The 19,279-nt window shown below is 71.3% G+C and carries 20 protein-coding genes; 19 read left to right on the forward strand and 1 reads right to left on the reverse strand.

Going from position 1 to position 19,279, the window contains the following annotated elements:
- Position 1 precedes the first annotated feature (1 nt).
- From aroQ to nusB, 7 genes are all read left to right on the forward strand, one after another.
- Entirely contained in the window at positions 2–442 is a 441-nt protein-coding gene (gene aroQ / locus AC4IJH_RS08725) for a type II 3-dehydroquinate dehydratase (RefSeq protein ID WP_490851056.1), read from the forward strand.
- A 247-nt stretch (positions 443–689) separates the two neighbouring features.
- On the forward strand, positions 690–1,526 hold the full coding sequence (locus tag AC4IJH_RS08730; RefSeq protein ID WP_490850980.1) for a Pro-rich N-terminal domain-containing protein: 837 nt from the start codon (positions 690–692) through the stop codon (positions 1,524–1,526).
- A 174-nt stretch (positions 1,527–1,700) separates the two neighbouring features.
- Entirely contained in the window at positions 1,701–2,255 is a 555-nt protein-coding gene (locus AC4IJH_RS08735; RefSeq protein ID WP_490850981.1) for a hypothetical protein, read from the forward strand.
- A gap of 8 nt (positions 2,256–2,263) precedes the next feature.
- Entirely contained in the window at positions 2,264–3,196 is a 933-nt protein-coding gene (locus AC4IJH_RS08740) for a hypothetical protein (protein WP_490850982.1), read from the forward strand.
- Positions 3,197–3,265: 69 nt separating this feature from the next.
- Positions 3,266–4,372, forward strand: a complete 1,107-nt coding sequence (locus tag AC4IJH_RS08745; protein ID WP_490850983.1) for a M24 family metallopeptidase — start codon at positions 3,266–3,268, stop codon at positions 4,370–4,372.
- 70 nt (positions 4,373–4,442) lie between these two features.
- Positions 4,443–5,009: an elongation factor P gene (gene efp / locus AC4IJH_RS08750; protein WP_490850984.1), complete on the forward strand. Its 567-nt coding sequence runs from the start codon at positions 4,443–4,445 to the stop codon at positions 5,007–5,009.
- Between the two features lie 2 nt (positions 5,010–5,011).
- Positions 5,012–5,449, forward strand: a complete 438-nt coding sequence (nusB, locus tag AC4IJH_RS08755; protein ID WP_490850985.1) for a transcription antitermination factor NusB — start codon at positions 5,012–5,014, stop codon at positions 5,447–5,449.
- Between the two features lie 168 nt (positions 5,450–5,617).
- On the opposite strand, the gene bldD is transcribed toward nusB, so the two are convergent.
- On the reverse strand, positions 5,618–6,118 hold the full coding sequence (bldD, locus tag AC4IJH_RS08760) for a transcriptional regulator BldD (RefSeq protein ID WP_490850986.1): 501 nt from the start codon (positions 6,116–6,118) through the stop codon (positions 5,618–5,620).
- Positions 6,119–6,314: 196 nt separating this feature from the next.
- Between bldD and pyrR the strand changes: the two genes are divergently transcribed.
- The 12 genes from pyrR to coaBC all read left to right on the forward strand — a co-directional run bounded on the left by pyrR (position 6,315) and on the right by coaBC (position 19,048).
- A complete protein-coding gene (gene pyrR, locus AC4IJH_RS08765) occupies positions 6,315–6,890 on the forward strand; it encodes a bifunctional pyr operon transcriptional regulator/uracil phosphoribosyltransferase PyrR (protein ID WP_490850987.1) in 576 nt (191 codons plus the stop codon).
- Positions 6,891–6,983: 93 nt separating this feature from the next.
- The gene (locus tag AC4IJH_RS08770; protein ID WP_490850988.1) at positions 6,984–7,961 is read left to right on the forward strand and encodes an aspartate carbamoyltransferase catalytic subunit; all 978 of its coding nucleotides are present in this window, start codon (positions 6,984–6,986) and stop codon (positions 7,959–7,961) included.
- A 2-nt stretch (positions 7,962–7,963) separates the two neighbouring features.
- Positions 7,964–9,250, forward strand: a complete 1,287-nt coding sequence (locus AC4IJH_RS08775) for a dihydroorotase (protein ID WP_490850989.1) — start codon at positions 7,964–7,966, stop codon at positions 9,248–9,250.
- Positions 9,247–9,837, forward strand: coding sequence for a PH-like domain-containing protein (locus tag AC4IJH_RS08780; RefSeq protein WP_490850990.1), 591 nt, complete (start codon positions 9,247–9,249; stop codon positions 9,835–9,837). The genes AC4IJH_RS08775 and AC4IJH_RS08780 overlap by 4 nt, the downstream gene beginning before the upstream one ends.
- A complete protein-coding gene (carA, locus tag AC4IJH_RS08785) occupies positions 9,834–10,976 on the forward strand; it encodes a glutamine-hydrolyzing carbamoyl-phosphate synthase small subunit (protein ID WP_490850991.1) in 1,143 nt (380 codons plus the stop codon). Before AC4IJH_RS08780 ends, carA begins: the two co-directional genes overlap by 4 nt.
- The gene (carB, locus tag AC4IJH_RS08790; RefSeq protein ID WP_490850992.1) at positions 10,969–14,277 is read left to right on the forward strand and encodes a carbamoyl-phosphate synthase large subunit; all 3,309 of its coding nucleotides are present in this window, start codon (positions 10,969–10,971) and stop codon (positions 14,275–14,277) included. The genes carA and carB overlap by 8 nt, the downstream gene beginning before the upstream one ends.
- 57 nt (positions 14,278–14,334) lie before the next feature.
- Positions 14,335–15,441: a quinone-dependent dihydroorotate dehydrogenase gene (locus AC4IJH_RS08795; RefSeq protein ID WP_490850993.1), complete on the forward strand. Its 1,107-nt coding sequence runs from the start codon at positions 14,335–14,337 to the stop codon at positions 15,439–15,441.
- Complete coding sequence (pyrF, locus tag AC4IJH_RS08800) at positions 15,438–16,277, forward strand: orotidine-5'-phosphate decarboxylase (protein WP_490850994.1); 840 nt, start codon at positions 15,438–15,440, stop codon at positions 16,275–16,277. The genes AC4IJH_RS08795 and pyrF overlap by 4 nt, the downstream gene beginning before the upstream one ends.
- Positions 16,278–16,491: 214 nt before the next feature.
- On the forward strand, positions 16,492–16,815 hold the full coding sequence (locus AC4IJH_RS08805; RefSeq protein ID WP_490850995.1) for an integration host factor: 324 nt from the start codon (positions 16,492–16,494) through the stop codon (positions 16,813–16,815).
- Between the two features lie 62 nt (positions 16,816–16,877).
- Entirely contained in the window at positions 16,878–17,435 is a 558-nt protein-coding gene (gene gmk, locus AC4IJH_RS08810; RefSeq protein ID WP_490850996.1) for a guanylate kinase, read from the forward strand.
- A gap of 27 nt (positions 17,436–17,462) precedes the next feature.
- Positions 17,463–17,735 carry a DNA-directed RNA polymerase subunit omega gene (gene rpoZ / locus AC4IJH_RS08815; RefSeq protein ID WP_003982715.1) on the forward strand — a complete coding sequence of 91 codons (273 nt, stop codon included), beginning with the start codon at positions 17,463–17,465 and terminating at the stop codon, positions 17,733–17,735.
- Between the two features lie 56 nt (positions 17,736–17,791).
- Positions 17,792–19,048, forward strand: coding sequence for a bifunctional phosphopantothenoylcysteine decarboxylase/phosphopantothenate--cysteine ligase CoaBC (coaBC, locus tag AC4IJH_RS08820; RefSeq protein ID WP_490850997.1), 1,257 nt, complete (start codon positions 17,792–17,794; stop codon positions 19,046–19,048).
- Positions 19,049–19,279 lie beyond the last annotated feature (231 nt).

The raw sequence follows: 19,279 nt of genomic DNA on the forward strand, positions 1-19,279 counted from the left end.
CATGAACCGCCGGGTGCTGGTGCTGAACGGGCCCAACCTCGGGCGGCTGGGCTCCCGCGAGCCCGATGTCTACGGCGCGACCTCCTACGCCGGTCTGGTCGAGCAGTGCACCGCGCTCGGCAAGGAGCTGGGCTTCGAGGTCGAGGTGCGCGAGACCAACGACGAGGGCGAGATGATCCGCTGGCTGCACGAGGCGGCCGACGGATCGCTGCCGGTCGTCGTCAATCCGGGCGCCTTCACGCACTACTCCTACGGCATGCGGGACGCGGCGGCCCAGCGCACCGCCCCGCTGATCGAGGTGCACATCTCCAACCCGTACGCGCGCGAGGAGTTCCGGCACAACTCCGTCATCGCCGCCGTGGCCAGCGGCACGGTCGCGGGCTTCGGCATCGGCTCGTACAAGCTCGCCCTGCGGGCCCTGGCGGACGAGCTCGCCGCCTGACCCCCGCCCCCTTGCGGGCACTCGCCGCCGCCCCCGGCCGTTGACACTGCGACGGCCGGGGGCGGGGCGTTAGCCACCGGCAGTCCAGGCGGTACATTTCGCCTGGGGCGCCGTGGGGGCGTGAACGGCCCGTCAGGACCGGCCGGTTGGCGCTCCCGAAACTGCATCAAGCGCGCATTTCGTACGTATCACCGCACCACCCGAGCAGTACGCACCGAGTCCCTCGCACGAGACGGAGAGCCACCGGATGCAGCACGCAGTGGGGGCTCCGCTGCCACCGCCTCACGGACCGGCAGCACCACAGACGCCCGCGATGAGCCGGCCGCAGGGCCCCGGCCATCCCATACCGCCCGGCCCGCCGCCCCAGCACACCGCGCCGGTCCCGGCGCCGCCCGCCGCCCCCGGCTGGAACGGCCACCCGCCGCAGCAGCCGCCGCGGGCCTGGCCCACCGAGTCCACCGGGCACATCCAGCTGCCGCCGGGCGCTCCCGTCGCGCTGCCCAGCACCACCGCTCCGGACGCCGCGCACGCGGCCGTCGCGGTGCTGCTCATCGGCCCGGCCGGTGCGGGCAAGACCAGCGTCGCCCGCCACTGGGCCGACACCCGGCGGGTGCCCACCGCGCACATCAGCCTCGACGACGTGCGCGAGTGGGTCCGCTCCGGCTTCGCCGACCCGCAGCAGGGCTGGAACGACCACTCCGAGGCGCAGTACCGCCTCGCCCGCCGCACCTGCGGCTTCGCCGCCCGCAACTTCCTGGCCAACGGCATCTCCTGCATCCTGGACGACGCCGTCTTCCCGGACCGCCCGGTGGTGGGCCTCGGCGGCTGGAAGCGCCATGTGGGCCCCGGGCTGCTGCCCATCGTGCTGCTGCCGGGCCTGGAGGTCGTACTGGAGCGCAACGCCCGGCGCAGCGGCAACCGCCGCCTCTCGGACGAGGAAGTGGCCCGCATCCACGGCCGGATGGCCGGCTGGTACAGCTCGGGCCTGCCCATCATCGACAACTCCTCGCACGACGTGGCCACCACCGCCCGCATGCTCGACGACGTGGTCGCCCGCAGCATCGCCAGCCCGCCGAGCTGGTAGCGCGGCGGTCAACGCACGGGCCCGGCCGCTACCCGATCCGGTGGAAAGGGCCGGGCCCGGACACGTACCGCGCCTGTGATCCGTCTGTGTCTGTGAGGCCCTCCCCGCGCGGGAGGGCGCCGAGACAGCGGTGAGAGACAGACGACGCAGATGCAGCCTTGGGCTCGAATCCTTGTGACGACCCTCGTCACCGGCCTGATCGTCGGGGCGTGCGCCCGGCCCGGCGACGAGCGGCCGCCCGGTCCTGTGGAGCCGCACCGCTCCCCGGCGCGCAGCGGCGCTCCGGCCCCACCCGCACCGACGGAGCGGACGGCCGAGGAGAGCAGCAGGGGCGGCGCGCGGGGGCCCGCGCGCCCGCAGCCCTCGCCCGGCCCGTCCGCGGGCCTGCGGGCCACGGAGCGGCCCGTGCGCCCGGTGCGTACGGTGCCCCCGCACGGCGGCTCGCCGACGGACACGGTGGAGGACCCGCTGGGCCAGGACCGCAACGTCCAGTCGCCGCCGCACGACGCCCTGGACCCCTGGTGGCCCGGCGGCGACCAGATCTCCCAGCGGCCCGGGGAGGCCACGCCGTCCTCGTCCCCGCTGCCCGCGCGGCGTACGGCGCCCGGCCCGATCGCCTCGGCGACGCCCGCGGCGCCTGTGCGGGGCACCGGCGCGAGCGCCCGCCCCGCGCCCTCTCCCGGCCCCGCCCGTACGGCGCCGCCCGTCGGTGGGGCGCAGGCGCGGTGAGCGCCCGTATGCCCGCACAGCGCCACCGCCCCCGTACGGTCCGCCGGCCGCCGCCCACCGACCCCGACCCCGCACCCGCACCCGCGCGCTCCGCCTCGGCGTGGGAGGCGATCGGCGTCCTGGGCGGCGAGTTCACCCTGGTCTCCGGGACGCTGGTGGTGCTGGTGGTCTACTTCGGCCGGCAGCGCTTCATCGCGATGGCGGAGTACCTCGGCCTGGACCAGACGATCTTCGAGAACGAGATCACCGGCTACGCGCTGCGCAGCGTCGATGTGCTCTTCCCCGTCCTCGCGCTCTCCGTCGGCCTGGTGCTGCTGGCGTACGGGGCGCAGCGCGTCCTGCACCCGCGGCTGGAGGCCTGGCTCGGCGGCGATCCGCTGCGTCGGCGCACGGTGGCGGTCACGCTCTTCTGCGCGCCCCTGTTCGCCATCGCCGTGGCCGCGGGCTTCGCCTACTCCAGCAACGACGACTGGCTCCATCTGGTCCTTCCGGTGCTGCTGACGGCCTCCGTGCCGGTGGTGGCCTACGGAGCCGCGCTGGCCCGTCCCGGCGGCGCCGTCGCCCGGCGCAGGCCGGTGCGGGCGCTGGTGGCGACGCTGGTGGTGATGGGGATGTTCTGGTCGACGACCGAGTTCGCCGTGTGTGTCGGGCACGGGCAGGCCAGGGCCCTGGAGAAGACCGTGGCCCGGCGCACCGTCGTGGTGCTCTACAGCAAGGCCGATCTGCACATCCCCGACCGGCGCCTGGGCATGCGCGCGACGCGGCTGCGCGACGGCACCTACCTCTACTGGGGCCTGCGGCTGTTCACCCGCGAGCGGGGGCGGCTGTACCTCCTGCCCCGGCAGGCGGTCGACGCCTCGCGGCTGTACGTGGTCCCCGAGGACAAGGACCTGCTCGTCCAGTACGGCGGCCATGCCCGCGCGGGCGTGCGCGACGGATGAGCGAGCGTGTGCCACCCCGAACGCCCCGGCCGGAATGCTCACTTCCGTCCGCCGCCCTAGCCTGTGCCTATGTCCGAGCTGCATGCGGCCCGACGTGCGCGGCTGCGCGACCGCTGCACGGCAGCCGGAAGCGCCGCCGCGCTGGTCTCGCGCCCTGCCAATGTCCGCTATCTCACCGGTTGCGCGCCTCCTGGCGCCGCCCTGCTGCTCCATGGGGCCGGTGACGTACTGCTGTGTCTGGATACCCCCACCGGGGATCCCTCCCAGGGCCGGCCCGCCGAGGGGCTGGAGGTGAGCGTGCTGCCGACGCGCGGCGGGGACCCCGTGGTCGCCGCCGCCGACCGGGCGGCCACGGCGGGAGCCGGGGCTCTGGCCGTCGAGGAGCACCATCTGACCGTCGCCCGGCACCGCGCGCTGACCCATGTCGCCCCGCGGCTGCGGCTGACCGATCTGGCCTGCGCCGTCGAGCAGATGCGGCTGGTCAAGGACGAGGAGGAGATCGCCTGTCTGCGGATCGCGGCGGAGATCACCGACCAGGCGCTGGGGGAGCTGCTGGAGTCGATCCTGGTCGGCCGCACCGAACGCCATCTCGCGCTGGAGCTGGAGCGCCGCCTGGTCGACCACGGCGCGGACGGCCCGGCCTTCGCCACCTCCGTGGCCGCGGGCATCCATTCGGGCCGCGCGGGCCATCTGCCCACCGACCGCAGAGTGGAGGAGGGGGATTTCCTGACGGTCGCCCTGGGGGCCAACTACCGCGGCTACCGCTGTGAGATCGGCCGTACCTTCGTCATCGGGACCACGCCGGCGGACTGGCAGATCGAGCTGTACGACCTGGTCTTCGCGGCCCAGCGGGCCGGGCGGGAGGCGCTGGCGCCGGGCGTGGAGTGCCGCGAAGTGGACCGCGCGGCACGCCAGGTTCTGGAGGTGGCGGGCCACGGTGAGGCGCTGGGAGCACGCACCGGACACGGGGTCGGACTCGAAATCGACGAGGACCCTCGGCTGTCCCCTGCGGCCATGGGTAAACTGGACGCTTGCGTGCCGGTCACCGTCGAACCGGGGGTTCACCTCCCGGGCCGCGGCGGCGTCCGGATCGACGACACACTCGTCGTCCGCCCCGAGGCGGACGGCGGGCCCGAGCTACTCACGATCACGACCAAGGAGCTGCTCGCGCTCTGAGCCGGACCCCGGCTCGGTGCGTGCGTCTTTCCTGGTCCCCACCATCCGCAGTCCAGGAGATACCGCAACCGTGGCATCCACGAACGACCTCAAGAACGGCATGGTGCTCAAGCTCGACGGGGGCCAGCTCTGGTCCGTTGTCGAGTTCCAGCACGTCAAGCCCGGCAAGGGCCCGGCCTTCGTCCGCACCAAGCTGAAGAACGTGCTCTCCGGCAAGGTGGTGGACAAGACCTTCAACGCCGGCGTGAAGGTCGAGACGGCCAATGTCGACAAGCGCGGCATGCAGTTCTCGTACATGGACGGCGAGTACTTCGTCTTCATGGACATGGACACCTACGACCAGCTGCACATCGACCGCAAGACGGTCGGCGAGGCCGCGAACTTCCTCCTCGAGGGCTTCGAGGCCGTTGTCGCGCAGCACGACGGCAGCGTGCTGTACGTCGAGCTGCCGGCCGCCGTCGAGCTGGTCATCGCCGAGACCGAGCCGGGCGTGCAGGGCGACCGCTCCACCGGCGGTACCAAGCCCGCCAAGCTGGAGACCGGCTACGAGATCCAGGTGCCGCTCTTCATCACCACCGGCGAGAAGATCAAGGTCGACACCCGCTCCGGCGAGTACCTCGGTCGGGTGAACAGCTAACCGTGGCTGCCCGCAACAAGGCCCGTAAGCGCGCCTTCCAGATCCTCTTCGAGGCCGACCAGCGCGGCGCCGACGTGCAGACCGTGCTCGCGGACTGGATGCGGCACGCCCGGACCGACCCCCGGCAGCCGCCGGTCAACGAGTACACCCTGCAGTTGGTCGAGGGGTACGCGGACCACATCGAGCGGATCGACGAGCTGATCGCCACCTACGCGGTCGGCTGGACGCTGGACCGGATGCCGGTCGTGGACCGCAACATCCTGCGGCTCGGCGCCTACGAGCTGGTCTGGGAGGACGAGACCCCGGACGCCGTCGTCATCGACGAGGCCGTGCAACTGGCGAAGGAGTTCTCCACGGACGACTCGCCGGCATTCGTCAACGGTCTGTTGGGCCGTTTGAAGGAACTGAAGCCGAGCCTGCGGCGCGAGCAGCAGGACTAGGCACCGGCTCGAGCACACGCGAGTGGGCCCGGAACACCGCGGTGTTCCGGGCCCTCTCGCGTGCTGTCCGGAGTGGTACGGCGTTAGCCGGGCCGGTGCCGGACAGCGAACCGCCGCCCCGGGTCGGTCCGGGGCGGCGGCACGTTTCTGCAGGCGGTGGGCCGGGTGTCAGAGGTCCTCGTGCGACACCGCGCGGCGCGCGTCCGCGTCCAGCACGCCCCAGCTGATCAGCTGCTCGGTCAGGACCGAGGGCGACTGGTCATAGATGACCGCGAGGGTGCGCAGGTCGTCCTGGCGGATGGAGAGCACCTTGCCGTTGTAGTCACCGCGCTGGCTCTGGATCGTGGCGGCGTAGCGCTGCAGGGGGCCGGCCTTCTCGGCGGGGACGTGGGCGAGGCGCTCCAGGTCCAGCACCAGCTTCGGCGGCGGCTCGGCGGCGCCGCCCGGGGTCGTGCCCGGCAGCAGCTCCTGCACCGGAACGCCGTAGAAGTCGGCCAGCTCGGCCAGGCGCTGTACGGTCACGGCACGGTCGCCGCGCTCGTACGAACCCACCACGACTGCCTTCCAGCGGCCCTGGGACTTCTCCTCGACGCCGTGAAGGGAGAGGCCCTGCTGGGTGCGGATGGCGCGGAGCTTGGCCCCGAGCTGTTTGGCGTATTCGCTGGACATATAGCTCCCCGGACGAAGACTCGTAACTCACTGTGAGGTTACGCAGCGTAATTTGGCTTCGTCAAGCCGAATGGGTCAGACCATCACCCGTCAGGGTCGCTTACCGGCGGCGCACGCGCCCCTGGTAACGTGGGGAACGTAAATCCGACGTCCTTTAAGGTCCGTCCCGTGAGGCGGAGAAGGAGGTCCGTTTCGTATGGACGTTTTGAGTTCCGGTCCGGCGCGCCCCGTGCTTGAGGGCCCGGACATCGCGCGCATGCTCACCCGCATCGCCCACGAGATCGTCGAACGCGCCAAGGGCGCCGACGACGTGGTGCTCCTCGGCATCCCCACCCGCGGCGTCTTCCTCGCCCGCCGGCTGGCCGCCAAGCTCGAGGAGATCACCGGCCGCAAGATTCCGGTCGGCTCGCTCGACATCACCATGTACCGCGACGACCTGCGGCTGGGCCCGGCCCGCACGCTGGCCCGCACCGAGATCCCCGGCGACGGCATCGAGGGCCGTGTGGTCCTGCTGGTGGACGACGTCCTCTTCTCGGGCCGTACGATCCGCGCCGCGCTGGACGCGCTCAACGACATCGGGCGCCCGCGGTCCGTACAGCTCGCGGTCCTGGTCGACCGCGGCCACCGCGAACTGCCGATCCGCGCCGACTACGTAGGCAAGAACCTCCCCACGTCGCTGCGGGAGACGGTCAAGGTCCAGCTCACCGAGGAGGACGGCCGCGACGCCGTGCTGCTCGGGCTCAAGCAGACCGCCCCGGCCGGCGAGCAGTAGCACACCCGCGTACGGACCCGGTGACACCGGGCTCCTACCCATGCCTGCTCGACGGACATACCCGTATACCTCCCTCACCCACGGAGAAACCGGATGAAGCGTCACCTCATCTCGGCCGCCGACCTCACGCGCGACGACGCCGTCCTGATCCTCGACACCGCCGAGGAGATGGCCCGGGTCGCCGACCGGCCGATCAAGAAGCTCCCCACCCTGCGCGGACGGACCGTCGTCAACCTCTTCTTCGAGGACTCCACCCGCACTCGTATCTCCTTCGAGGCCGCCGCCAAGCGGCTCTCGGCGGACGTCATCAACTTCTCCGCCAAGGGGTCCTCGGTCTCCAAGGGCGAGTCCCTCAAGGACACCGCGCTGACCCTGGAGGCGATGGGCGCCGACGCCGTGGTCATCCGGCACGGCGACTCCGGCGCCCCGCACCGCCTGGCCACCTCCGGCTGGATCGGCGGCTCGGTCGTCAACGCCGGTGACGGCACCCACGAGCACCCCACCCAGGCGCTGCTGGACGCCTTCACCATGCGCCGCCGCCTGGTGGGGCAGGACGCGGGCCTGGGCCAGGACCTGGCCGGGCGCCGCATCACCGTGGTCGGCGACATCCTGCACAGCCGGGTCGCCCGCTCCAACGTCCACCTGCTGACCACCCTGGGCGCCGAGGTGACGCTGGTCGCGCCGCCGACCCTGGTGCCCATCGGCGTGGAGAACTGGCCCTGCGAGGTCTCCTACGACCTGGACGCGGTGCTCGCCAAGTCCGACGCGGTGATGATGCTGCGCGTCCAGCGCGAGCGCATGAATGCCGCCTTCTTCCCCACCGAGCGCGAGTACGCGCGCCGCTACGGGCTGGACGGCGACCGCATGGCGCGGATGCCCGAGCACGCCATCGTCATGCACCCCGGCCCGATGAACCGCGGCATGGAGATCACCGCCGAGGTCGCCGACTCGCCGCGCTGCACCGCCGTCGAGCAGGTCACCAACGGCGTCAGCATCCGCATGGCGGTCCTCTACCTGCTTCTCGGCGGCAACGAGCCCGCCATCACCACCCGCTCCGAGGAAGGCAAGTAACCATGAGCAAGATCCTTATCCGCGGGGCGAAGATCCTGGGCGGCGAGCCGCAGGACGTCCTGATCGACGGCGAGACCATCGCCGAGGTGGGCACCGGCCTGAGCGCCGAGGGCGCCCAGGTCATCGAGGCCGACGGGCAGATCCTGCTGCCGGGCCTGGTGGACCTGCACACCCACCTGCGCGAGCCGGGCCGCGAGGACTCCGAGACGGTGCTCACCGGCACCAAGGCCGCCGCGGTCGGCGGCTACACCGCCGTGCACGCCATGGCCAACACCTTCCCCGTCGCCGACACCGCCGGCGTCGTGGAGCAGGTGTGGCGCCTGGGCAAGGAGTCCGGCTACTGCGACGTACAGCCGGTCGGCGCCGTGACCGTCGGCCTGGAGGGCAAGCAGCTCGCCGAGCTGGGCGCCATGCACGACTCCGCGGCGGGCGTGAAGGTCTTCTCCGACGACGGCAAGTGCGTGGACGACGCCGTGATCATGCGGCGCGCGCTGGAGTACGTGAAGGCCTTCGACGGTGTCGTGGCCCAGCACGCCCAGGAGCCGCGGCTGACCGAGGGCGCCCAGATGAACGAGGGCATCGTCTCCGCCGAGCTGGGCCTGGGCGGCTGGCCCGCCGTCGCCGAGGAGTCGATCATCGCCCGGGACGTGCTGCTGGCCGCGCACGTCGGCTCGCGGGTGCACATCTGCCACCTGTCCACGGCCGGCTCGGTGGAGATCGTGCGCTGGGCCAAGTCCAAGGGCTGGAACGTCACCGCCGAGGTCACCCCGCACCACCTGCTGCTGACCGACGAGCTCGTACGGTCCTACAACCCCGTCTACAAGGTGAACCCGCCGCTGCGCACCGAGGCCGACGTCCTGGCGCTGCGCGAGGCGCTGGCCGACGGCACCATCGACTGCGTGGCCACCGACCACGCCCCGCACCCGCACGAGGACAAGGACTGCGAGTGGGGCGCCGCCGCCATGGGCATGGTGGGCCTGGAGACCGCGCTGTCCGTCGTCCAGCACACGATGGTCGACTCCGGCCTGCTGGACTGGGCGGGCGTCGCCGACCGGATGTCCTTCCGCCCGGCCCACATCGGCCGCCTGGAGGGCCACGGCCGTCCCGTCGAGGCGGGCGAGCCCGCCAACCTCACCCTGCTGGATTCCGCTTACCGTGGTGTGGTGGACCCCGCGGGCTTCGCCTCCCGCAGCCGCAACACCCCCTACGAGGGCCGTGAGCTGCCGGGGCGCGTCACCCACACCTTCCTGCGGGGCCGGGCAACGGTACTCGACGGGAATCTGGCGTGACACCTCCTACGACCCTGATCCAACTCGCCGCGGAGCAGCAGTCCGCGGAGCTCACCAACTGGGGCGCGCGCATCGCCTGGGTGGTCGGCCTGCTGCTGTTCGTCGTGCTCGTCTACTGGCTGATGCGCGAGGGCTGGAAGTGGCGCGGCAAGCTCCAGGGCGACCTGCCCGAGCTGCCCGCCGTGCCCGAGGCGGCCGGCGAGCCGCGCCGCGAGATGAGCGGCCGCTACCACGGCTCGACCACCGCGGGGCAGTGGCTGGACCGCATCGTCGCGCACGGCCTGGGCACCCGCAGCCGCGCCGAGCTCACCCTGACGGACCAGGGTGTGGCCGTCGTACGACCCGGGGCGCAGGACTTCTTCGTCCCGGTCGCCGCGCTGCGCGGCGCCCGGCTGGAGCGCGGCATCGCCGGCAAGGTCCTGCCCGAGGGCGGCCTGCTGGTGATCACCTGGAAGCACGGGGACAAGGAGATCGACTCCGGCTTCCGCTCCGACCAGGCCGATGAGCACCCGGCCTGGGTGGAGACCATCAACCACCTCAGTACCACCAAGCACACCGAGAACATCCAGACGGAAGGCGCACGATGACGACCTCCACCAGGGGAGCTGCGAAAGTTCCCGCCGTACTCGTCCTGGAGGACGGCCGCAGCTTCCGCGGCCGCGCCTACGGGGCCGTGGGGGAGACCTTCGGCGAAGCGGTGTTCTCCACCGGCATGACCGGCTACCAGGAGACGTTGACCGACCCCTCCTACCACCGCCAGGTCGTCGTCATGACCGCCCCGCACATCGGCAACACGGGCGTCAACGACGAGGACCCGGAGTCGGCCCGCATCTGGGTCTCCGGCTACGTCGTACGCGACCCCGCCCGCATCCCCTCCAACTGGCGCTCGGTGCGCACCCTGGACGAGGAACTGGCCGCGCAGGGCGTCGTCGGCATCAGCGGCGTCGACACCCGCGCGCTCACCCGCCACCTGCGCGAGCGCGGCGCGATGCGCGTCGGGATCTTCTCCGGCGAGGCCGTGGCCGATGAGGCCGCGCTGCTGGCCAAGGTCAAGGCCGCCCCCGAGATGAAGGGCGCCGACCTCTCCCAGGAGGTCGCGACCAAGGAGGCGTACGTCGTACCGGCGATCGGCACCAAGAAGTTCACGGTCGCCGCGATCGACCTGGGCATCAAGGGCATGACCCCGCACCGCATGGCCGAGCGCGGCATCGAGGTGCACGTGCTGCCCGCCACCGCCACCGTCGAGGACGTGTACGCACTCCGGCCCGACGGCGTGTTCTTCTCCAACGGCCCCGGTGACCCGGCCACCGCCGACCACGCGGTCTCCGTCATGCGCGGCGTCCTGGAGCGCAAGACGCCGCTGTTCGGGATTTGCTTCGGCAACCAGATCCTGGGCCGCGCGCTGGGCTTCGGTACGTACAAGCTCAAGTACGGCCACCGCGGCATCAACCAGCCCGTGCAGGACCGTACGACCGGCAAGGTCGAGGTCACCGCGCACAACCACGGATTCGCCGTCGACGCCCCGCTCGACAAGGTCTCCGAGACCCCCTTCGGCCGCGCCGAGGTCTCCCACGTCTGCCTCAACGACGACGTGGTGGAGGGCCTCCAGCTGCTCGACCAGCCGGCCTTCAGCGTCCAGTACCACCCCGAAGCAGCCGCGGGCCCGCACGACGCCGCGTACCTCTTCGACCGTTTCGTCTCCCTGATGGAGGGCCAGCGTGCCTAAGCGCTCCGATATCCAGTCCGTCCTGGTCATCGGCTCCGGCCCGATCGTCATCGGCCAGGCCGCGGAGTTCGACTACTCCGGCACCCAGGCCTGCCGGGTCCTCAAGTCCGAGGGCCTGCGCGTCATCCTGGTCAACTCCAACCCGGCCACGATCATGACCGACCCGGAGATCGCCGACGCCACCTACGTCGAGCCGATCACCCCGGAGTTCGTCGAGAAGATCATCGCCAAGGAGCGCCCCGACGCGCTGCTGCCGACGCTGGGCGGCCAGACCGCCCTGAACACCGCGATCTCCATGCACGAGGCCGGTGTCCTGGAGAAGTACAACGTCGAGCTGATCGGCGCCAACGTCGAGGCGATCAACAAGGGCGAGGACCGCGACCTGTTCAAGGGCGTCGTCGAGGCCGTCAACGCCAAGATCGGCCACGGCGAGTCCGCCCGCTCGGTGATCTGCCACTCCATGGACGACGTCCTGGCGGGCGTGGACGAGCTGGGCGGCTACCCGGTCGTGGTCCGCCCCTCCTTCACCATGGGCGGCGCCGGCTCCGGCTTCGCGCACGACGAGGAGGAGCTGCGCCGCATCGCCGGCCAGGGCCTCACCCTCTCGCCGACCACCGAGGTGCTCCTGGAGGAGTCCATCCTCGGCTGGAAGGAGTACGAGCTGGAGCTGATGCGCGACAAGAACGACAACGTCGTGGTCGTCTGCTCCATCGAGAACTTCGACCCGATGGGCGTGCACACCGGTGACTCGATCACCGTCGCCCCGGCGATGACGCTCACCGACCGCGAGTACCAGCGGCTGCGCGACATCGGCATCGCGATCATCCGCGAGGTCGGCGTCGACACCGGCGGCTGCAACATCCAGTTCGCGGTCAACCCGGTCGACGGCCGGATCATCGTCATCGAGATGAACCCGCGTGTCTCGCGCTCCTCGGCGCTGGCCTCCAAGGCCACCGGCTTCCCGATCGCGAAGATCGCCGCGCGTCTCGCCGTCGGCTACACGCTGGACGAGATCCCCAACGACATCACCGAGAAGACCCCGGCGTCCTTCGAGCCCACCCTCGACTACGTCGTGGTCAAGGCCCCGCGCTTCGCCTTCGAGAAGTTCCCCTCCGCCGACTCCACGCTGACCACGACCATGAAGTCGGTCGGCGAGGCCATGGCGATCGGCCGCAACTTCACCGAGGCGCTCCAGAAGGCCCTGCGCTCCCTGGAGAAGAAGGGCAGCCAGTTCACCTTCGTCGGCGAGCCCGGCGACAAGGCCGAGCTGCTCGCCGAGGCGGTGCGCCCCACCGACGGCCGCATCAACGCCGTCATGCAGGCCATCCGCGCCGGCGCCACCCCGGAAGAGGTCTTCGACGCCACGAAGATCGACCCCTGGTTCGTCGACCAGCTCTTCCTGATCAAGGAGATCGCCGACGCGCTGGCCGCCGCCGAGAAGCTTGACCCCGAGCTGCTCGCCGAGGCCAAGCACCACGGCTTCTCCGACGCCCAGATCGCCGAGATCCGCGGCCTGCGCGAGGACGTCGTGCGCGAGGTGCGCCACGCCCTCGGGGTGCGCCCGGTCTACAAGACGGTCGACACCTGCGCCGCCGAATTCGCCGCCAAGACCCCGTACTTCTACTCCTCCTACGACGAGGAGAGCGAGGTCGCCCCGCGCGAGAAGCCCGCGGTGATCATCCTGGGCTCCGGCCCGAACCGCATCGGCCAGGGCATCGAGTTCGACTACTCCTGCGTCCACGCCTCCTTCGCGCTCAGCGACGCGGGCTACGAGACCGTGATGGTCAACTGCAACCCGGAGACCGTCTCCACCGACTACGACACCTCCGACCGCCTGTACTTCGAGCCGCTGACGCTCGAGGACGTGCTGGAGATCGTGCACGCCGAGTCGCTGGCCGGACCGATCGCGGGCGTCGTCGTCCAGCTCGGCGGCCAGACCCCGCTGGGCCTCTCGCAGGCCCTGAAGGACAACGGCGTACCGGTCGTGGGCACCTCGCCCGAGGCCATCCACGCCGCCGAGGACCGCGGCGCCTTCGGCCGGGTGCTGGCCGAGGCCGGGCTGCCCGCGCCCAAGCACGGCACCGCGACCACCTTCGCCGGCGCCAAGGCCATCGCCGACGAGATCGGCTACCCGGTGCTCGTACGCCCCTCGTACGTGCTGGGCGGGCGCGGCATGGAGATCGTGTACGACGAGGCCCGCCTGGAGTCGTACATCGCCGAGTCCACCGAGATCAGCCCCACCCGGCCGGTCCTGGTCGACCGCTTCCTGGACGACGCGATCGAGATCGACGTCGACGCGCTCTACGACGGCCACGAGCTCTACCTCGGCGGCGTCATGGAGCACATCGAGGAGGCCGGCATCCACTCCGGCGACTCCGCCTGCGCGCTGCCCCCGATCACGCTCGGCGGCTTCGACATCAAGCGGCTGCGCGCCTCGACCGAGGGCATCGCCAAGGGCGTCGGCGTCCGCGGCCTGATCAACATCCAGTTCGCGATGGCCGGCGACATCCTCTACGTACTGGAGGCCAACCCGCGCGCCTCCCGTACCGTCCCCTTCACCTCCAAGGCGACCGCCGTGCCGCTGGCGAAGGCCGCCGCCCGCATCTCGCTGGGCGCCACCATCGCCGAGCTGCGCGAGGAGGGCCTGCTGCCCAAGAGCGGCGACGGCGGCACCCTGCCGCTGGACGCGCCGATCTCGGTGAAGGAAGCCGTCATGCCCTGGTCGCGCTTCCGCGACATCCACGGCCGCGGTGTGGACACGGTGCTGGGCCCGGAGATGCGCTCGACCGGCGAGGTCATGGGCATCGACACCGTCTTCGGCACGGCGTACGCCAAGTCGCAGGCGGGCGCGTACGGACCGCTGCCCACCAAGGGCCGCGCGTTCATCTCCGTCGCCAACCGCGACAAGCGCTCGATGATCTTCCCGGCGCGTGAGCTGGTCGCCCACGGCTTCGAGCTGCTGGCCACCTCCGGCACGGCCGAGGTGCTCAAGCGCAACGGCATCAACGCCACCGTCGTGCGCAAGCAGTCCGAGGGCGAGGGCCCGGGCGGCGAGAAGACCATCGTCCAGCTGATCCACAGCGGCGAGGTCGACCTCATCGTCAACACCCCGTACGGCACCGGCGGCCGCCTGGACGGCTACGAGATCCGTACGGCCGCGGTGGCGCGCAGCGTCCCGTGCCTGACCACGGTCCAGGCGCTGGCCGCCGCCGTCCAGGGCATCGACGCCCTCAACCACGGTGACGTGGGCGTGCGTTCGCTCCAGGAACACGCCGAGCACCTGACCGCGGCCCGCGACTAGCAGCCCTGAGGGGGACACCGGAAACGGTGTCCCCCTCTTCGTGAGGACATCGAGAACATGTACAAGCTCTTCTTCCAGCTCGTCTTCAAGCGGATGGACCCCGAGAAGGCCCACTACCTGGCCTTCCGCTGGATCCGGCTGGCGGCCCGCGTGCCCGTGCTGCGTACCTTCGTCGCGGCCGTCCTGGCGCCCCGCTACAAGGAACTGCGCACAAAGGCCCTCGGCCTGCGCATGCACGGCCCCTTCGGCCTCGCCGCGGGCTTCGACAAGAACGCCGTCGCCATCGACGGCATGTCGATGCTCGGCTTCGACCACATCGAGATCGGTACGGTCACCGGCGAGGCGCAGCCCGGCAACCCCAAGAAGCGGCTCTTCCGGCTCGTACCGGACCGTGCGCTGATCAACCGCATGGGCTTCAACAACGAGGGCTCGGCGGCCGTCGCCGAGCGGCTGCGCGCGCGCACGCCGGTCTTCAAGACCGTCGTCGGCGTCAACATCGGCAAGACGAAGGTCGTCCCGGAGGCCGAGGCCGCCGCCGACTACGTCAAGTCCGCCGAGCGCCTCGCCCGCCACGCGGACTACCTCGTCGTCAACGTCTCCTCGCCCAACACCCCGGGCCTGCGCAACCTCCAGGCGACCGAGGCGCTGCGCCCGCTGCTGACCGCCGTGCGCGAGGCCGCCGACCGCAGTGTGCCGGGCCGCCGGGTCCCGCTCCTGGTCAAGATCGCTCCGGACCTCGCCGACGAGGACGTCGACGCGGTCGCCGACCTGGCCGTCGAGCTGGGCCTGGACGGCATCATCGCCACCAACACCACCATCGCGCGCGAGGGCCTCGGCCTGAAGTCCGACCCCGAGCTGGTCAAGGAGACGGGCGGGCTGTCCGGCGCGCCCGTCAAGGAGCGCTCCCTGGCCGTCCTGCGCCGCCTGTACGCCCGCGTGGGGGACCGCCTGGTGCTCGTGGGTGTCGGGGGCATCGAGAACGCCGAGGACGCCTGGCAGCGCATTCTGGCGGGCGCCACGCTGATCCAGGGCTACAGCGCCTTCATCTACGAGGGCCCGTTCTACGCCCGCGCGATCCACAAGGGCCTGGCCGCGCGCCTGGCCGCCTCCCCGTACGCCACCCTCGCCGACGCGGTCGGCGCCGACGTGAGGAAGTCCGCATGAGTGCCCTGGAGCCCTTCGGCGCACGTCTGCGCCGCGCGATGGACGAGCGCGGCCCGCTGTGCGTGGGCATCGACCCGCACGCCTCCCTGCTGGCCGACTGGGGCCTGAACGACGACATCCAGGGCCTGGAGACCTTCACGCGCACGGTTGTCGAGGCGCTGGCCGGCCGCGTCGCCGTCCTCAAGCCGCAGTCGGCCTTCTTCGAGCGTTTCGGCTCGCGCGGCATCGCCGTACTGGAGACGGCCGTCGCCGAGGCCCGCGCGGCCGGTGCGCTGGTCCTGATGGACGCCAAGCGCGGCGACATCGGTTCCACCATGGCCGCTTACGCCGCCACCTACCTCGACCCGGCCTCCCCGCTGTTCTCCGACGCGGTCACGGTCAGCCCGTACCTGGGCTTCGGGTCGCTGCGCCCGGCCGTCGAGACGGCCCGCGAGAACGGCTGCGGGGTGTTCGTCCTGGCGCTGACCTCCAACCCGGAGGGCCAGGAGGTCCAGCACGCGGTGCGGGCCGACGGCACCACCGTCGGGGCCACCGTGCTCGGCCACCTCAAGGCCGAGAACGCCGGCTGCGCACCCATGGGCTCCTTCGGGGCCGTCGTGGGCGCCACGCTCGGCGATCTGTCCTCCTACGACCTGGAGATCGACGGCCCGCTGCTGGCGCCCGGCATCGGCGCGCAGGGGGCGACCCCGGCGGACCTGCCCAAGGTCTTCAAAACCGCGGTCCGCAACGTCGTCCCGAGTGTGAGCCGGGGGGTCCTTCGGCACGGTCCCGACGTCGCAGGGCTGCGCGATGCGGCGGCCCGATGCGCCGACGAAGTGCGCGCCGCCGTCCGATAGCGGCCCATCGGCCGGGACTTTCGTCCCGAAATGTCCTGGTCAGCAGAGTCTGACCAGGACTTTTCCGCTGTTCTCGCTGACTCAGAGCGCCTTGGCCGCTAGTCTCCGACGAGAGCACCGCACGTAAGGGCGTTGCTCGTTGCTCCGCAGGTGCGGGGCGACTAGGTTCCACACGGTCCGTATCCGACAGTTCTACATCCGAGGTGACGTAGGCGTGGCTCTTCCGCCCCTTACCCCTGAACAGCGCGCAGCCGCGCTCGAGAAGGCCGCCGCGGCTCGCCGGGAGCGCGCCGAGGTCAAGAATCGGCTCAAGCACTCCGGCGCCTCCCTGCACGAGGTCATCAAGCAGGGCCAGGAGAACGACGTCATCGGAAAGATGAAGGTCTCCGCCCTCCTCGAGTCCCTCCCCGGCGTCGGCAAGGTCCGCGCCAAGCAGATCATGGAGCGGCTCGGCATCTCCGAAAGCCGCCGTGTACGCGGTCTCGGTACCAACCAGATCGCCGCCCTGGAGCGCGAGTTCGGCAGCACCGGCTCCTGAATGACCCCAGTGGCTCGCGGGCGGGTTTCCTGGCACGCCCGTGAAGCTGGAATAATCGCTGCATGAGTGATCGTCCGCGGCTGACCGTGCTCTCCGGCCCCTCGGGGGTCGGCAAGAGCACGGTTGTCGCCCATATGCGCAAGGTTCATCCCGAGGTCTGGCTCTCGGTGTCGGCCACCACCCGCAAGCCGCGACCCGGCGAGCGGCACGGTGTCCACTACTTCTTCGTCGAGGACGAGGAGTTCGACAAGCTCGTCGCCAACGGCGAGCTGCTGGAGTGGGCCGAGTTCGCAGGCAACCGTTACGGCACCCCGCGGAAGGCGGTCCTGGACCGGCTGGAAGCCGGGGAGCCGGTCCTGCTGGAGATCGATCTGCAGGGCGCGCGGCAGGTCCGTGAGTCCATGCCGGAGGCGCAGCTGGTCTTCCTGGCTCCGCCGAGCTGGGAGGAGCTGGTCCGCCGGCTCACCGGCCGCGGCACCGAGGCCCCCGAGGTCATCGAGCGCCGTCTGGCGGCCGCCAAGGTCGAGCTGGCGGCCGAGCCGGAATTCGATACCACCCTGGTGAACACCTCCGTCGAGGACGTGGCGCGTGAGCTGCTAGCCTTGATGAACGTTCTGTGATCTTTAAACCCCATCGGAAGGCAGAGAGTGTCCTCTTCCATCACCGCGCCCGAGGGCATCATCAACCCGCCGATTGATGAGCTGCTTGAGGCGACCGACTCGAAGTACAGCCTGGTGATCTACGCCGCCAAGCGTGCGCGCCAGATCAACGCGTACTACTCGCAGCTCGGTGAGGGCCTGCTCGAGTACGTGGGCCCGCTCGTGGACACCCACGTCCACGAGAAGCCGCTGTCGATCGCGCTCCGCGAGATCAACGCGGGTCTGCTGACCTCCGAGGCCGTCGAGGGCCCGGCTCAGTAAGCACTGGTTTTACGGCCACAGGCCCGGCAGCGCGGCTGTCGGGCCTGTGGTGTGTCATGGGTACAGCAGGTTTCGCCGGCAGGGGAGAGGCAGTGGACAAGCCGAAGGTCGTTCTCGGGGTCAGCGGCGGGATCGCCGCCTACAAGGCGTGCGAGCTGCTGCGGCGGCTGTCGGAGTCGGGCCACGACGTGCGCGTCGTACCGACCGCGTCCTCCCTGCACTTCGTGGGCGAGGCGACCTGGGCGGCGCTGTCGGGCAACCCGGCCTCCACCGAGGTGTGGGAGTCCGTCCACGAGGTCCCGCACGTGCGCATCGGCCAGGGCGCCGACCTCGTCGTGGTCGCCCCCGCCACCGCCGACCTGCTCGCCAAGGCCGCCCACGGCCTGGCCGACGACCTGCTCACCAACACCCTGCTGACCGCCCGCTGCCCGGTCGTCTTCGCGCCCGCGATGCACACCGAGATGTGGGAGCACCCCGCCACCCAGGAGAACGTCGCCACGCTGCGCCGCCGCGGCGCGATCGTCATCGAGCCCGCCGTGGGCCGGCTGACCGGCGTGGACACCGGCAAGGGGCGCTTCCCGGACCCGGTGGAGATCTTCGAGCTGTGCCGGCGCGTGCTGGCGCGCGGGCCGCAGGGGCTCGCGCAAGACCTCGCCGGGCGCCATGTGGTCGTCAGCGCGGGCGGTACGCGCGAGCCGCTGGACCCGGTGCGCTTCCTGGGAAACCGTTCCTCCGGCAAGCAGGGGTACGCGCTCGCCCGCGCCGCGGCGGCCCGCGGCGCCCGCGTCACGCTCGTGGCGGGCAACACCGAGCTGCCCGACCCGGCGGGCGTGGACGTGGTGCACATCGGCACGGCCGTCCAGCTGCGCGAGGCCGTGCTGAAGGCCGCCGAGGACGCGGACGCGGTGGTCATGGCGGCCGCGGTCGCCGACTTCCGGCCGGCCGCCTACGCCACCGGAAAGATCAAGAAAAAGGACGGCCAGGAGCCGGAACCGGTCGCGCTGGTGCGGAATCCGGACATCCTCGCGGAGATCTCGGCCGAGCGGCCCCGGGCCGGACAGGTCGTCGTCGGCTTCGCGGCCGAGACCGACGACGTACTGGACAACGGGCGCGCCAAGCTGCGCCGCAAGGGCTGTGACCTGCTGGTCGTCAACGAGGTCGGCGAGCACAAGGCGTTCGGTTCGGCGGAGAACGAAGCGGTGATCCTGGCCGCGGACGGGGCCGAGACCCCGGTGCCGTACGGCCCCAAGGAGGCCCTCGCCGAGACGGTCTGGGACCTTGTCGCGGCCCGCCTGCCCGCCTCCGCGGGCTGACCGGCACCGATCTTGGCGCTGATCCTCACGCCGGTTCTTGTGCGGCCCTCGCGCCGATCCCCGCACGGTCTCGAATTCGCCCCACCGGCCCCACCAAATCCGGCAAACCTCCTTGACCCGGACGGGCGCCAGGGGTGATCGTCCTACCGGATGCCGCTGTGTCGCAGGTCACGGGGGCTATGTAATCCGAGACTGCGTGCCCCAACGCCGCAGATGACCGATAAACTGGCA

The sequence above is a fragment of the Streptomyces sp. UF-297 genome (assembly GCF_058245575.1).

Coding starts and splice junctions, on each gene's coding strand:
- aroQ (WP_490851056.1), top strand. CDS start 2: ATGAACCGCCGGGTGCTGGTGCTGAACGGGCCCAACCTCGGGCGGCTG.
- AC4IJH_RS08730 (WP_490850980.1), top strand. CDS start 690: ATGCAGCACGCAGTGGGGGCTCCGCTGCCACCGCCTCACGGACCGGCA.
- AC4IJH_RS08740 (WP_490850982.1), top strand. CDS start 2,264: ATGCCCGCACAGCGCCACCGCCCCCGTACGGTCCGCCGGCCGCCGCCC.
- AC4IJH_RS08745 (WP_490850983.1), top strand. CDS start 3,266: ATGTCCGAGCTGCATGCGGCCCGACGTGCGCGGCTGCGCGACCGCTGC.
- bldD (WP_490850986.1), bottom strand. CDS start 6,118: ATGTCCAGCGAATACGCCAAACAGCTCGGGGCCAAGCTCCGCGCCATC.
- pyrR (WP_490850987.1), top strand. CDS start 6,315: ATGGACGTTTTGAGTTCCGGTCCGGCGCGCCCCGTGCTTGAGGGCCCG.
- AC4IJH_RS08770 (WP_490850988.1), top strand. CDS start 6,984: ATGAAGCGTCACCTCATCTCGGCCGCCGACCTCACGCGCGACGACGCC.
- AC4IJH_RS08775 (WP_490850989.1), top strand. CDS start 7,964: ATGAGCAAGATCCTTATCCGCGGGGCGAAGATCCTGGGCGGCGAGCCG.
- carA (WP_490850991.1), top strand. CDS start 9,834: ATGACGACCTCCACCAGGGGAGCTGCGAAAGTTCCCGCCGTACTCGTC.
- AC4IJH_RS08795 (WP_490850993.1), top strand. CDS start 14,335: ATGTACAAGCTCTTCTTCCAGCTCGTCTTCAAGCGGATGGACCCCGAG.
- pyrF (WP_490850994.1), top strand. CDS start 15,438: ATGAGTGCCCTGGAGCCCTTCGGCGCACGTCTGCGCCGCGCGATGGAC.
- gmk (WP_490850996.1), top strand. CDS start 16,878: ATGAGTGATCGTCCGCGGCTGACCGTGCTCTCCGGCCCCTCGGGGGTC.
- coaBC (WP_490850997.1), top strand. CDS start 17,792: ATGGGTACAGCAGGTTTCGCCGGCAGGGGAGAGGCAGTGGACAAGCCG.